This window comes from Pseudomonas sp. PvP009 (assembly GCF_017832995.1).
Lineage (GTDB): Bacteria > Pseudomonadota > Gammaproteobacteria > Pseudomonadales > Pseudomonadaceae > Aquipseudomonas > Aquipseudomonas syringae.
In genome coordinates this window covers 3501131-3516340 of record NZ_JAFIBG010000001.1, presented here as the reverse complement: position 1 = coordinate 3516340, position 15210 = coordinate 3501131, and the positions used below count along the sequence as shown (strand labels likewise).

Genomic DNA, 15210 nt, shown 5'->3' with positions numbered 1-15210 from the left:
AGTGCAACAGTTGCTTGACTCCGTTAAATCGCTGTCCGCCCGTGAACGCAAGGCGCTGGCGGTGCTGCTCAAGCGTCAAGGGGTGAATCTCTACGGGGTCACGCCGATTGCCGTGAGGGAGACGCAGGCACCGTCCGCGCTCTCCTACGCGCAGCAGCGGCAATGGATCATCTGGCAACTGGAGCCGCACAGCGCGGCCTACAACATTCCGCTGGCGCTGCGCCTGCACGGTGCGCTGAATGTCGAGGCATTGCGACGCAGCGTGGAGCAACTGATCGAACGCCACGAAACCCTGCGCACGACCTTCGAACAGCAGGGCGATGAAGCGCTGCAGGTGGTGCATCCGGCGTCGCCGTTTGCGCTCGGTGTCGAGCAACTGGCGGCTGGCGAGTCTGTTGAAACCTGGGTGGATCGGCACGTGCAGCAGCCTTTCGATCTGCAGCAAGGACCACTGCTGCGGGTCAACGTGCTCAAGCTGAGCGGGCAGGAGCATGTACTGGTGTTGACCCAGCACCACATCGTCTCCGATGGCTGGTCGATGCCGATCATGGTCGAGGAGTTGATGCAGTTCTATCAGGCCGCCAGCCTCGGTCGCGAGATCACACTGGCGCCGCTGCCGATCCAGTACGCCGACTACGCCCTCTGGCAGCGCAACTGGCTGGAGATGGGTGAACAGGAACGCCAACTGGCGTACTGGAAGCAGCAACTGGGCGAGCAACAGCCGATTCTGGAATTGCCCACTGATCGGCCGCGTCCTGCGCTGCGCAGTTACGAAGGTGCGCGGCTTAACGTCGAGCTGGACGCCGCACTGCTCGACGGCCTCAAGGTGCTGGCGCGTCAACAGGGCATCACGCTGTTCATGCTGTTGCTGGCCTCGTTGCAGACCCTGCTGCATCGCTACAGCGGTCAGGCCGATGTGCGCGTCGGCGTGCCGGTCGCCAACCGTACCCGCAGCGAAACCCAGGGGCTGATCGGCTTCTTCGTCAACACCCAGGTGCTCAAGGCCGGGTTCACCACGCAGACCACCGTGGCCGAGCTGTTGCAGCAGGTCAAACACACCGCCGTGCAGGCGCAGGCCCATCAGGACCTGCCGTTCGAACAACTGGTCGAAGCCTTGCAGCCGCAGCGCGACCTGAGCCGCAGCCCGCTGTTTCAGGTGGCCTACAACCACCAGAGCGAAGGCCACAACCAGAGCCGTGAGCTGGCAGGGCTGCGTCTGGAATATCAGGTGTCCGACAAGCACACCGCGCAGTTCGACTTGACCCTCGACACCTGCGAACGCCCGGACGGCCTGACAGCCGCACTGACCTACGCCACCGACCTGTTCGACACATCGACCATCGAGCGCATGGCCGGGCACTGGAGCAACCTGCTCAACGGCATGTGCCGCGACGTCAACCAACGCATTGCCGACCTGCCACTGTTGAGCGTCGATGAGCGGCAAGACACCCTGCGCGACTGGAACCGCGATCTTGCGGTTTACCCCAGCGCTTATTGTGCCCATCAACGTATCGAAACCCAGACCGAGCGCACGCCGCTGGCCATCGCTCTGAGCTTTGGTGTCGAGCAACTGAGCTATCAACAGCTCAACCGCCGCGCCAATCAGCTTGCCCATAAACTGCGCGAACAGGGGATTGGCCCGGATGTGCGCGTCGGGCTGGCTGCCGAGCGCGGTCTGGAGATGATTGTCGGCCTGCTGGCCATCCTCAAGGCCGGTGGTGCTTACATGCCGCTGGACCCGGATTACCCGCAGGATCGCCTGAGCTTTCTGATGCACGACAGCGGTATCCAGCTGTTGTTGACTCAGGCGCATTTGCTGGGTCAGTTGCCGATTCCTGCACACGTTCAAACTCTGGATCTGGCTGATGCGCTGAACGACTACAGCACCGATAACCCGATCAACCAGACCGCGCCGGACAACCTGGCCTACGTGATCTACACCTCGGGCTCGACCGGTAAGCCAAAAGGCACCTTACTCGCCCATCACAACCTGATGCGCCTGTTTGCCGCGACGGATGACTGGTTCCATTTCAACGAGCAAGACGTGTGGACGCTGTTCCATTCCTTCGCGTTCGACTTCTCGGTGTGGGAAATTTTCGGCGCGCTGCTGCATGGTGGCCGACTGGTGATCGTGCCCCGCGAAGTGACCCGTTCGCCGGAAGATTTCCATGCGCTGCTGATCGAACAACAGGTCACCGTGCTCAACCAGACGCCGTCGGCGTTCAAGCAACTGATGCGCGTGGCCTGTGATTCATCGTTACCGCTATCGCTGCAGACAGTCATCTTCGGCGGCGAAGCACTGGACGTCGCCAGCCTGAAGCCCTGGTTCGAGCGCTTTGGCGATCAGACGCCGCAACTGATCAACATGTACGGCATCACTGAAACCACCGTGCACGTGAGCTATCGACCGATCACGCTGGCCGACACGCAGAACCCGGCCAGCCCGATTGGCGAGGCGATTCCGGACCTGTCGTGGTACGTGCTGGACGCCGATTTCAACCCGGTTGCCCAGGGTTGCAGCGGCGAGCTGCACATCGGCCATGCCGGTCTGGCGCGGGGTTATCACAACCGTGCGGCGCTGACTGCCGAACGCTTCGTGCCGGACCCGTTTTCCAGCGAGGGTGGCCGCCTGTACCGCACCGGCGACCTGGCGCGTTATCGCGCTGCCGGAATCATCGAATACGTCGGGCGTATCGACCACCAAGTGAAAATTCGCGGCTTCCGTATTGAACTGGGGGAAATCGAAGCGCGTCTGCAAGCGCACCCGGCCGTACGCGAAGTGAGCGTGCTGGCGCTGGACGGGCAATTGGCGGCGTATCTGGTGCCGACTCAGTCCGATCAGGACCAGCCAACCCTGCGTGAAATGCTTAAAAACGAACTCAGGGCGCACCTGCCGGATTACATGGTGCCCACCCATTTCATCGTCCTCGACAGCATGCCGCTGACTGCCAACGGCAAGCTGGACCGCAAGGCGCTGCCTGCGCCGGACGCCAGTCAGTTACAGGCCACCTACAGCGCCCCGCAAGGCGAGCTGGAGCAGCAACTGGCCGCGATCTGGGCCGATGTGTTGAAACTCGAGCGGGTCGGGCGCAGCGACAACTTTTTCGAGCAGGGCGGGCATTCGCTGCTGGCCACTCAGGTGATTTCGCGCATTCGTCAGCAGCTGGATGTCGAGCTGTCGTTACGCGACCTGTTCGAAGCGCGTGATCTGGCGGCCTTCGCGCTGGCAGCGGGCGCAGGGCAGGGCAACGGTGCGCCGCGCTTCATCAAGGCCGACCGCACGCAGCCGCTGGGGCTTTCCTATGCGCAACAGCGGCAGTGGTTCCTCTGGCAGCTTGACCCGGAGAACACGGCGTACGTTATTCCCGCAGCCCTGCACCTGCGCGGTTCGCTGGACATCGCGGCACTGGAGCACAGTTTCAGCGCGCTGATCGCACGTCATGAAACCCTGCGCACGACCTTCCGCCAGCAGGGCGAGCATGCCGTACAGGTCATTCATGCGCCACGCGCCTTGACCCTGTCGGTCGAGTCGCTGCCCAGCGGCCAGAGCCTTGAAGCTTGCGTGCAGCAGGAAATGCAGCGCCCGTTCGATCTGGAGCAGGGGCCGCTGTTGCGGGTCCGTTTGCTGAACCTGAACACCGACGAGCATGTGCTGATTCTGACCCAGCATCACATCGTCTCCGATGGCTGGTCGATGCCGATCATGGTCGATGAACTGGTGCGCCTTTACGAGGGCTACAGTCAGGGCCGTGAGGTGAGCTTGACCGCGCTGGACCTGCAATACGCCGACTACGCACTGTGGCAGCGGACCTGGATGGAGGCTGGCGAACAGGCCCGGCAGCTGGATTACTGGAAGCAGCAATTGGGCGATCAACAGCCGACTCTGGAGCTGCCCGCCGATTACCCGCGGCCCGTGGTGCAAAGCCATGCCGGTGCGCGGCTGGCAGTCGAGCTTGAGCCTGCGCTGATTGATGGCTTGAAGCAGGTCGCGCGGCAACAGGGCGTGACCCTGTTCATGCTGTTGCTGGCGTCATTCCAGAGCCTGCTGCACCGTCACAGCGGTCAGTCGGACATTCGTGTCGGCGTGCCGATTGCCAACCGCAACCGCGCTGAAACCGAAGGCCTGATCGGCTTCTTCGTCAACACGCAGGTACTGCGCGCCGAGTTTGACGTGCACACGACGTTCAACGAGTTGCTGCAGCAGGTCAAACACACCGCCCTGCAAGCTCAGGCGCATCAGGAGCTGCCCTTCGAGCAACTGGTCGAAGCCCTGCAGCCCCAACGCAGCCTCAGCCACAGCCCGCTGTTTCAGGTGATGTTCAATCACCAGAGCCAGGCCAGCGCCGACGTCCGCGCGTTGCCCGGTCTGCAGGTCGAAGCGTTACTGCCGGACAGTTACCCGGCGCAGTTCGACCTGACCCTGAACACTGCTGAACATGACGGTGGCCTGAGCGCTGGCCTGACCTACGCGACCGCGTTGTTTGACCCGCGCACTATCGAGCGCATGGCCGGGCACTGGCTGGCCTTGTTGCAGGCCATCTGCGCCAATGCCGCGCAGCGGATCGCCGAAGTGCCGATGCTCGACAGGGCTGAACGGCAGCAGATTCTCCACGGCTGGAACACCACAGCCGCAGACTTCCCCAGCGAGGACTGCCTGCACAGCCTGATCGAAGCTCAGGTGCGCGCCACGCCGGAGGCTCCGGCACTGATCTTCGCGGCCGAGCAGATGAGCTACGCGCAACTCAACGCCCGCGCCAATCAGCTTGCGCATCGCCTACGTGAGTCGGGCGTCGGCCCGGACGTGCTGGTGGGGATCTGCGTCGAGCGCAGCCTGCAACTGGTGATCGGCCTGCTGGCGATCATCAAGGCCGGTGGCGCATACGTGCCGCTGGACCCGGATTACCCCGAGGACCGTCTGGCCTACATGATGCAGGACAGCGGGATTGGCTTGCTGTTGACCCAGGCTTCGTTGCAGGAACGCCTACCAGTTCCTGCGCAGGTACACAGTCTGTGTCTGGATCAGGACGGCGACTGGCTGGAGGGTTACAGCACCGCCAACCCGGTCAACCTCAGCCATCCATTGAATCTGGCTTACGTGATTTACACCTCGGGTTCGACCGGCAAACCCAAGGGCGCGGGCAATAGCCATCGTGCGCTGGTCAACCGTCTGCACTGGATGCAGAAGGCTTACGCGCTGGATGGCAGCGACACGGTTCTGCAGAAGACGCCGTTCAGTTTCGATGTGTCGGTCTGGGAATTCTTCTGGCCGCTGATGACCGGCGCACGCCTGGCCATGGCGCTGCCGGGCGATCACCGCGACCCCGAGCGGCTGGTGCAGACCATCCGCGAGCATCAGATAACGACGCTGCACTTCGTGCCGTCGATGCTGCAGGCGTTCCTGACCCATCCTCAGGTGGAAAGCTGCAACACGCTGCGCCGAGTGGTGTGCAGCGGCGAAGCACTGCCTGCCGAGCTGGCCGCTCAGGTGCTCAAGCGGCTGCCGCAGGCCGGTTTGTACAACCTGTACGGGCCGACCGAAGCGGCCATCGACGTGACCCATTGGACGTGCACCACCGACGACGTGCTCAGCGTGCCGATCGGCCGGCCGATCGATAACCTGAAAACCCACATTCTCGACGACGGCCTGCTGCCTGCCGCACAGGGCGTGGCGGCGGAGTTGTACCTGGGTGGCGTCGGTCTGGCACGCGGTTATCACAACCGTGCCGCACTGACGGCTGAGCGCTTCGTGCCGGATCCGTTCGACGAGCAGGGCGGCGGCAGGCTGTACCGCACCGGCGATCTGGCGCGTTATCGCGACGTGGGCGTTATCGACTACGCCGGGCGTATCGACCATCAAGTGAAGATTCGCGGCTTGCGCATCGAACTGGGCGAAATCGAAGCCTGCCTGCTGGAGCACGACAGTGTTCATGAGGCGGTGGTGATCGACGTTGACGGCCCGTCCGGCAAACAGCTGGCGGCGTATCTGGTGGTCGAGCACCACGACGATCAGTTGCGTGATGCGCTCAAGGCCTTCCTCAAGGAGTCGCTGCCGGATTACATGGTGCCCACGCACTTCATCATCGTCGACAGGATGCCGCTGAGCGCCAACGGCAAGCTCGATCGCAAGGCCCTGCCGAAACCGGACGCCAGCCAGTTGCAGCGCCAGTACGTCGCTCCGTGTTCCGAGCAGGAACAGCAGATGGCGGCGATCTGGGCCGATGTGCTGAAGGTCGAGCGTGTCGGCCTGAGCGACGATTTCTTCGAGCTCGGTGGCCACTCGCTGCTGGCGACGCAACTGATTTCCAGAATTCACAGCGGCCTGGGAATCGACATTCCGCTGCGCCTGATCTTCGAGAAACCGCAATTGAACGAATTTATTCAGGCCTTCGCTGGCAGTGGCCTGTCGCTGACCGAGGACGGCTTGTCCGATATTGAAAAAATGATGAATGAAATGGCGGGTATCTGACATGGACAAGTCTGCAGCAGAGCGTATCGCCCAGCGTTTCGTCGGCTTGCCCGTCGAACAGCGCCGGCAGATCCTCGCCAAGATGCACGAGACCGGGCAGAGCTTCAAACTGCTGCCCATCGCCGTGACCCGACACGCCGCAGCGCGTATTCCGCTGTCCTACGCGCAGCAGCGCATGCTGTTCCTCTGGCAGATGGAGCCGGGCAACGCGGCCTACAACGTGCCCATGGCGGTGCGTCTGAATGGCGCACTGGACCGGCAGGCGCTGAGCGCGGCGCTGGACCTGCTGGTGCAGCGTCATGAAACCCTGCGTACCCGCTTCGTTTCAGAGGACGGCGCGTTCTCTCAGGAGATTCTCGATCAGGCCACGGTCGCCCTTGAGTTCGCGTCGGTGGCGCCCGCAGACATCGAGCAGCAGGTGCGCGCCGAGTTGCAAAAGCCTTTCGATCTGTTGAGCGGTACGCTGCTGCGGGTCAAGCTGTTCCAGCTGAGTGAAAGCGAACACGTACTGACCGTGTGCATGCATCACGTGGTGTCCGATGGTTGGTCCAGCGAAGTGCTGATTCGCGAGTTCGTGCAGTTGTATCAGGCGCAGGTATCGGGGCAGCCAGTGCCGTTGCCTGCGCTGGCGATTCAGTACGCCGACTACGCGATCTGGCAACGCGCCTGGCTGGAGGCCGGGGAGGGCGAGCGGCAGCTGCACTACTGGAAACAGCAACTGGGCAGCGAACATCCGTTGCTGAGCCTGCCACTGGATCATCCGCGTCCGCTGCAACCCAGCCATCGCGGTGCGAGTGTGCGCGTCGACCTGCCGCAGCAACTCTCCGCGCAACTGAAAGGCCTGGCGCGCAACAACGGCCAGACCCTGTTCATGGTGACACTGGCGGCGCTGTCGGTAGTGCTGTCGCGCTTCAGCGGACAGTCCGACCTCCGCATCGGCGCACCCAATGCTGGGCGCACACGCAGCGAGCTGGAAGGGCTGATCGGCTTTTTCATCAACACTCAGGTGCTGCGTGTGCAGGTGGACGAGCGGCAGAGCTTTGCCGAGCTGCTGGATCAGGTCAAGCAGGTGGTCACGGGCGCGCAGTCGCATCAGGAACTGCCGTTCGAGCATCTGGTGGATGCCTTGGCGCCGGAGCGCAATCCGGGTCACAACCCGCTGTTCCAGTTCAAGATCAATCAGCACGTGCTGGCGGCCGATGGCAACGGGCAGCGCGTGTCGGGCCTGACGGTCGATGAGTTCCCGATGGGCAGTAGCGATGCGCGTTTCGACCTGGCCTTCGACTTCACCGACACGCCCGACGGGATACGCGGTTATTTCACCTACGCCACCGACCTGTTCGAAGCGCAGACCATCGAGCGTATCGCCGACGCGTTGCGTAGCGTGCTGCACGCACTGGTTTCGGACACCGACCGGCGTCTGGCCGATCTTCCACACGCGGTATCCTCGCTGGTCGCCGAGCAAACCCAGGACTTTGCCTGCACCGATTTTCTCAGCCTCTGGCAACAGGGCCTGCGTGCCGGGCGTGGCAAGACTGCGTTGCGTGTGGGCCAGCAGGTGTTGAGCTTTGACGAACTTGAGACACGCAGTAACCAATTCGCCCGCTACCTGCACGCCCAGGACATCAAGCCGGGCATGACCGTCGCGCTGTGCCTGGACCGCTCCGTGGAATGGGTGGTCAGCCTGCTGGCGCTGCTGAAGCTGGGCGCGGTGTACCTGCCGCTGGACAGCGCGCAACCGGACGAGCGCCTGCAGCAACTGGTCCGTGACAGCGGCGCGGTGCTGCTGGTGCATGCGCCCGATGACGACAAGGCCGCGCGGTTGGGCGTGTGCCCGGTGCTGGCGTTCGACGCTGCACTGTGGGCCGCCGTCGACAGCCAGGCGCTGGACGTTCGGGTGCTGCCCGGGCAAGCGGCGTACATCATCTACACCTCCGGCTCCACCGGGCAGCCCAAGGGCGTGGTGATCAGCCACGGCGCGCTGGCCAACTATGTGCAGGGCGTGCTTGAGCGCCTGGCATTGAACGACGGGGCGAGCATGGCGATGGTGTCGACGGTCGCTGCCGACCTGGGGCACACGCTGTTGTTCGGTGCGCTGGCGTCCGGCCGGACGCTGCACCTGCTGTCTCACGAACAGGCGTTCGACCCTGACGGTTTTGCGCGTTACATGGCCGAGCATCAGGTTGACGTGCTGAAAATCGTGCCCAGCCATTTGCAGGGCCTGCTGCAGGCCGCCAACCCGGCGGACGTGCTGCCTGGGCAGGTGCTGATTCTGGGTGGAGAGGCCAGCGCCTGGGCGTTGATCGAGCAGGTGCGTGCGCTCAAACCGGGCTGCCGGATCATCAACCACTACGGCCCGACCGAAACCACGGTCGGCATCCTGACCCACGAAGTGGTGGGGCCTATAGACGCCTGCCGCAGTGTGCCGGTCGGTCAGCCGCTGACCAACGGCAAGGCGCGGGTGCTGGATGCCTACCTCAACCCGGTGGCCGAACGGGTGGCCGGTGAACTGTATCTGGGCGGGCGCGGGCTGGCGCAGGGTTATCTGGGCCGTGCGGCAATGACCGCCGAACGCTTTGTCCCGGACCCGGACGCCAACGGTCAGCGCCTGTACCGAGCAGGCGACCGTGCGCGATGGGTGGATGGCGTGCTGGAATACCTGGGCCGTGCTGACGATCAGGTGAAAATCCGCGGTTACCGGGTCGAGCCGGGCGAGGTCGGCCAGCTTCTGCAAACCCTGGAAAACGTCGCCGAAGCCGTGGTGCTGGCGCAGCCGCTGGAAAGCGATGAGACACGCCTGCAACTGGTGGCCTATTGCGTCGCGGTAGCCGGCACGAGCCTCAACGTCGACAAACTGCGCGAGCAATTGGCGGCTCGCCTTCCGGAGTATCTGGTGCCCGCGCAGATCATGCTCCTGGAGCGTCTGCCGGTGACCGCCAATGGCAAGCTCGACAAGCGCGCCTTGCCAAGGCCTGGCGTGGTCAAACAGCGTTACACCGCACCGGTCGGTGAGATCGAGGAAAAGCTCGCCGCCGTGTGGGCGGATGTGTTGAAACTGGAGCAGGTCGGCAGCACCGACAACTTCTTCGAACTGGGCGGCGATTCGATTCTCAGCCTGCAGATCATCGCCCGCGCCAAGCGCCAGGGCATCAAGCTCAGCCCCAAGCAGCTGTTCGAAAAGCAGACCATCGGCCAACTGGCTTCGGTGGCGAAATTGATTCAGAAAAAGCCCGCAGCCGTGGCAGAGCAGATCAGCGGTTCGTTACCGTTGCTGCCGATTCAGGCGCGTTTCTTCGAGCTGGACATCCCCGAGCGTCAGCACTGGAATCAGGCGCTGATGCTCAAGCCGTTGCAAACGCTGGAGGCTGCTCATCTTCAGTCAGCATTGACTGCGTTGGTCGAACAGCACGACGCACTGCGTCTGGGTTTCTCCCAACAGGATGGCCAATGGCTGGCCACCTTTGGCGCGCCGAATACTCGCGAGCTGCTCTGGACCCATGAGCTGGACAGCATCGAGCGCTTGCCTGAGCTGGCCGATGAGGCGCAACGCAGCCTGGACCTGAAAAACGGACCGCTATTGCGTGCCGTGCTGATTAACCTGCCACAGGGCGAACAGCGCCTGCTGCTGGTGATTCATCATCTGCTGGTGGACGGCGTGTCCTGGCGGGTGTTGCTGGAAGACCTGCAGCAGGCGTACGTAGCTCTGGCATCAGGCCAGCCAGCGCTGTTGCCGGCGAAAACCAGCTCGCTGAAAAGCTGGGCTGAGCACTTGCAGGCCTACGCGCAAAGCCCGGCGCTGGAGCAGGAGTTGGGCTACTGGCAGGCGCAATTGCAGGACGTCAGCGATGCCTTGCCGTGTGATCATCCGCATGGCGGCCAGCAACAGAAGCACGCGCTGTCGGTGGTCACGCAACTCAATGGCGAGCTGACCCGACAACTGCTGCAGGACGCCCCGGCGGCGTACCGCACGCAGATCAATGACCTGCTGCTGACCGCGCTGGCGCGGGTGGTCAGCCGCTGGACCGCGCAGCCCCATGCACTGATTCGTCTCGAAGGCCACGGCCGCGAAGACCTGTTCGACGCACTGGACCTGAGCCGCACGGTGGGTTGGTTCAGCAATGTGTACCCGGTCAGGCTCACCCCGCAGGCCTCGCTGGCCGATTCGATCATGACCATCAAGGAGCAACTGCGCGCAGTGCCCGACAAGGGCATCGGTTACGGCGCGTTGCGCTACCTGGGCCGCGAATCGGCGCGGCAGACCCTGCAAGCCCTGCCGCTGGGCAGCATCGTGTTCAATTACCTGGGGCAGTTCGACGGCAGCTTCGACGCACCAGAGGCACTGTTCACGCCCTCGGCCGACAGCAGCGGTGCCTCACAGAGTGCCGCTGCGCCGCTGGCTGCGCCGATCAGCATCAACGGTCAGGTCTATGTCGGTGAGCTGCGCCTGAGCTGGACCTTCAGTGGCGCGGTGTTCGAGCGCGAGACCGTGCAGCGCCTGGCCGATGAGTACGCCGCCGAATTGCAACAATTGATTGCCCATTGCACCACCGAAGGCGTGGCTGGGGCGACTCCGTCGGACTTTCCGCTGGCGCGCCTGAGCCAGTCGCAGTTGAGCCGTTTGCCGATATCTGCCGGGCAGATCGAAGACCTCTACCCGCTGGCACCGATGCAGCAGGGCATGCTGTTCCACACCTTGTTCGAGCAGGAGGCGGGCAATTACATCAACCAGATGCGCATCGAGGTCAGCGGCCTGGACGTGCCGCGTTTCCGCGCCGCCTGGCAGGCCACGCTGGATGCCCATGAGGTGCTGCGCAGTGCTTTCATCAGCCATCTGCAGCCAGCGCTGCAAGTGGTCTTGCGTGATGTGCGCATGCCTTTTGTCGAGCTGGATGCCCGGGGGCAGTCGTCCGGCTGGATCGACCAATGGGCCGATGCCGACCGCCAGCAAGGTTTCGATCTGGCCCAGGGGCCTTTGCTGCGCCTGGCCGTATTGCGCACCGGCGAGCAGAGCCATCAACTGATCTACACCAGCCATCACATCCTCATGGATGGCTGGAGCAGCTCACGTCTGCTGGGTGAAGTGCTGCAGCGTTATAGCGGCCAGACACTGCCGAGGCAGGTCAGCCGCTATCGCGACTACATCGAATGGTTGCAGCGCCAGGATGCTGGTCTCAGCGAGCGTTTCTGGACCGATCAGCTGGCCAGACTCGATGAGCCCACGCGGCTGGTGCAGGCCTTCAAGACGCCTGAGAATGGGCAGGGGCACGGTGATTACCTGCACTCGATCGACGCCGAGAACACCCTTCAACTGAGCGAGTTTGCCCGCGAGCAGCGCGTGACCCTCAACACGCTGGTGCAATCGGCCTGGCTGCTGGTACTGCAACGCTACACGGGGCAGTCCAGCGTCACCTTCGGCGCAACCGTGGCCGGGCGTCCGGCGGATCTGCCGGGTGTCGAGGAGCAACTCGGGCTGTTCATCAATACCCTGCCGGTGATCGCCAGCCCGCGTGCCGAGCAGCGCGTGGCGGATTGGGTGCAACAGGTGCAGGCGCAGAACATCGCCTTGCGAGAGCACGAACACACACCGCTGTACGAGATTCAGCGTTGGGCACGCAGCGCTGGCGAGGCGCTGTTCGACACCATTCTGGTGTTCGAAAACTACCCGGTGTCCAAAGCCCTGCAACAAGCTGCGCCGCCGGGGCTGGTGTTCGGTGGTCTGTACACGCAGGAGCAGACGCATTATCCACTAACGCTGGTGGTCAATCTCGGTGAAACCCTGTCGTTGCGCTTCAGTTACGCCCGTCAGGCGTTCAGCGAGCAACACATGGCGCAGTTGTCTGCGCATTTTCAGCAGGTCCTGCAGGCGCTGGCGCATGATGCGCACGCGGCGCTTGGCGAACTGGCGCTGTTGAACGACAACGAGCAGCAGCATGTTCTGCGCGAGTGGAACGCCACAGCTGCAGACTTCCCCAGCGAGGACTGCCTGCACAGCCTGATCGAAGCCCAGGTGCGTGCCACGCCGGACGCTTCGGCGCTGATTTTCGCCGCCGAGCAACTGAGCTACGCACACCTCAACGCCCGCGCCAATCAGCTTGCGCATCGTCTGCGTGAGTCGGGCGTCGGCCCGGACGTGCTGGTGGGGATTTGCGTCGAGCGCAGTCTGCAACTGGTCATCGGTCTGCTGGCGATCATTAAAGCGGGCGGCGCTTATGTACCGCTGGACCCGGATTATCCCGAGGATCGTCTGGCCTACATGATGCAGGACAGCGGTATCGGTCTGCTGCTGACTCAGACGGCGCTATTGGAACGTTTGCCGGTTCCGCATCAGGTGCAGAGCCTGTGTCTGGATCAGGACGGCGACTGGCTGGAGGATTACAGCACCGCCAACCCGGTCAACCTGAGCCATCCATTGAATCTGGCTTATGTGATTTACACCTCGGGTTCGACCGGTAAACCCAAGGGCGCGGGCAACAGCCATCGTGCGCTGGTCAACCGTCTGCACTGGATGCAGAAAGCTTACAAAATTGATGGCAGCGACACGGTTCTGCAGAAGACTCCGTTCAGTTTCGACGTGTCGGTCTGGGAATTCTTCTGGCCGCTGATGACCGGTGCACGTCTGGCCATGGCGCTGCCGGGCGATCACCGCGACCCCGAGCGGCTGGTGCAGACCATCCGTGAGCATCAGGTCACGACGCTGCACTTCGTGCCGTCGATGCTGCAGGCGTTCATGGCTCATCCTCAGGTGGAAAGCTGCAACACGCTGCGCCGAGTGGTATGCAGCGGCGAAGCACTGCCTGCCGAGCTTGCCGCTCAGGTGCTCAAGCGTTTGCCGCAGGCCGGTTTGTACAACCTGTATGGCCCGACCGAAGCGGCCATCGACGTGACCCATTGGACGTGCACCACCGACGACGTGCTCAGCGTGCCGATCGGCCGGCCGATCGATAACCTGAAAACCCACATCCTCGACGACGGCCTGCTGCCTGCTGCACAGGGCGTGGCGGCGGAGTTGTACCTGGGCGGCGTCGGTCTGGCGCGGGGTTATCACAACCGAGCAGCACTGACGGCTGAGCGCTTCGTGCCGGATCCGTTCGACGAGCACGGCGGCGGCAGGCTGTACCGTACCGGCGATCTGGCGCGCTACCGCGACGCGGGCGTTATTGACTACGCCGGGCGTATCGACCATCAGGTGAAGATTCGCGGCTTGCGCATCGAGCTAGGCGAAATCGAAGCGCGTCTGCATGAGCATGCCGCTGTGCGCGAAGCCACGGTGATCGACATCGACGGGCCGTCCGGCAAGCAACTGGTGGCTTATCTGGTGCCGACCGATGCCGCTCAGGCGCCGGACGTTCTGCGCGAGCATCTGCAGACCCACCTCAAGGCTCAGGTGCCGGATTACATGGTGCCAGGCTACTTCGTATTTATCGATTCGATGCCGCTGACCGCCAATGGCAAGCTGGATCGCAGGGCTCTGCCGAAACCGGACGTGGCCCGCTCACAGCGGGGTTACGTGGCGCCGCGCAGCGCATTCGAGCAACGCCTTGCTGCGTTGTGGGAGCAGGTGTTGCACGTCGAACGGGTCGGGCTCAACGATAACTTTTTTGCCCTGGGCGGGCACTCGCTGCTGGCGGTTTCACTGGCGGGCAGGATTCGCGAGACGTTCGATATCTCCATCAAGCTGCATGACTTGCTGTTGCTGCAGACCCTGGGCGAACTGGCCGATTTCATGCGCGCCGATGAAGCCAGGGTCAAATCGGCGGTCATCGCCATGAACGCCAATGGCTCGGCGCATGCGCCACTGTTCTGCCTGCCTCCGGGCGGTGGTGGCACCTATTCGTATTACCCGCTGGCGGGCAGGTTGAGCGACAGCCGAAGGGTTTACGGGTTGGTCAACAAGGCCTACGTGGTGCCGGGCTGGTTCGATACGTCGTGGCAGGACATGGTCGATTACTATGTCGAGCAGATCCGCATGACCCAGCCGCACGGGCCGTACAACCTGCTGGGCTGGTCGATGGGCGGCGCGCTGGCCGTCGAGGTCGCGCATGTGCTGGAGCGTGCTGGCGAGGTGGTGAGCTTTCTCGGGCTGGTCGACACCCAGCTACCGGCATCGGTCGGCATGCAATGGGTCGAAGAGGACCCGCACGTCACCACGCAGCAGCAGGGCGAAAACTACTACCGCAGCCTGATCAAGAGCCTGCAGGCCTTTGTGCCGGGCTTGCAGGAGCAAACCATTGTCGACCTGATCGAAACGGCCCGGCAGTCGGTGACCGGGGAGAGTGAGGTGATTGATCGAGTGATTGAGCAGATCGCGCTGCAACACGCAATGAACGTCGACAACCTGCGCAGCATGTTCCAGGACATCGCGGTGCAGGACGAAATCGAAACCGGTTACACATTGCTGGAAGCCAACGCAAAACTCAGCCAGGCGTTTACCTTGAAGACCCTCAATGTACAGGTCGATTGCTGGTGGGCAGGGCAAAGCCGCAAACCGGGACAGATTGCCAAGGCTGAAGCGGTGCTGCTGGAACAGTGCTCGGTCAACGGACTGCGCAGCTCGACGACGATCGATCAACGACACGACAACCTGGTGATCGCGGAAGCGTTTCTGCAGGGGCTTGCCGAGCGCTTGGTGTGACGCAGAGCGGCACGAACTGCATTCCCACGCGGAGCGTGAGGAACGATGGTCGTCTGGGCCGGAGTGTGAGGGATGATACGCGTCCTGAAGAACACCATCGTGCCCATGCTCC

At 63.2% G+C, this 15210-nt stretch carries 2 protein-coding genes; both read left to right on the top strand.

What is annotated here, in order from left to right; translation table 11 throughout:
* The first annotated feature begins 1 nt into the window (after position 1).
* On the top strand, positions 2 to 6466 hold the full coding sequence (locus JOE29_RS14910; RefSeq protein WP_210079659.1) for a non-ribosomal peptide synthetase: 6465 nt from the start codon (positions 2 to 4) through the stop codon (positions 6464 to 6466).
* A 1-nt stretch (position 6467) separates the two neighbouring features.
* Positions 6468 to 15098: a non-ribosomal peptide synthetase gene (locus tag JOE29_RS14905; RefSeq protein WP_210079658.1), complete on the top strand. Its 8631-nt coding sequence runs from the start codon at positions 6468 to 6470 to the stop codon at positions 15096 to 15098.
* Positions 15099 to 15210: the final 112 nt, after the last annotated feature.

What these genes read in the sequence shown, in the direction of transcription:
- JOE29_RS14905 (WP_210079658.1), top strand. Translation starts at nt 6,468, where the DNA reads ATGGACAAGTCTGCAGCAGAGCGTATCGCCCAGCGTTTCGTCGGCTTG.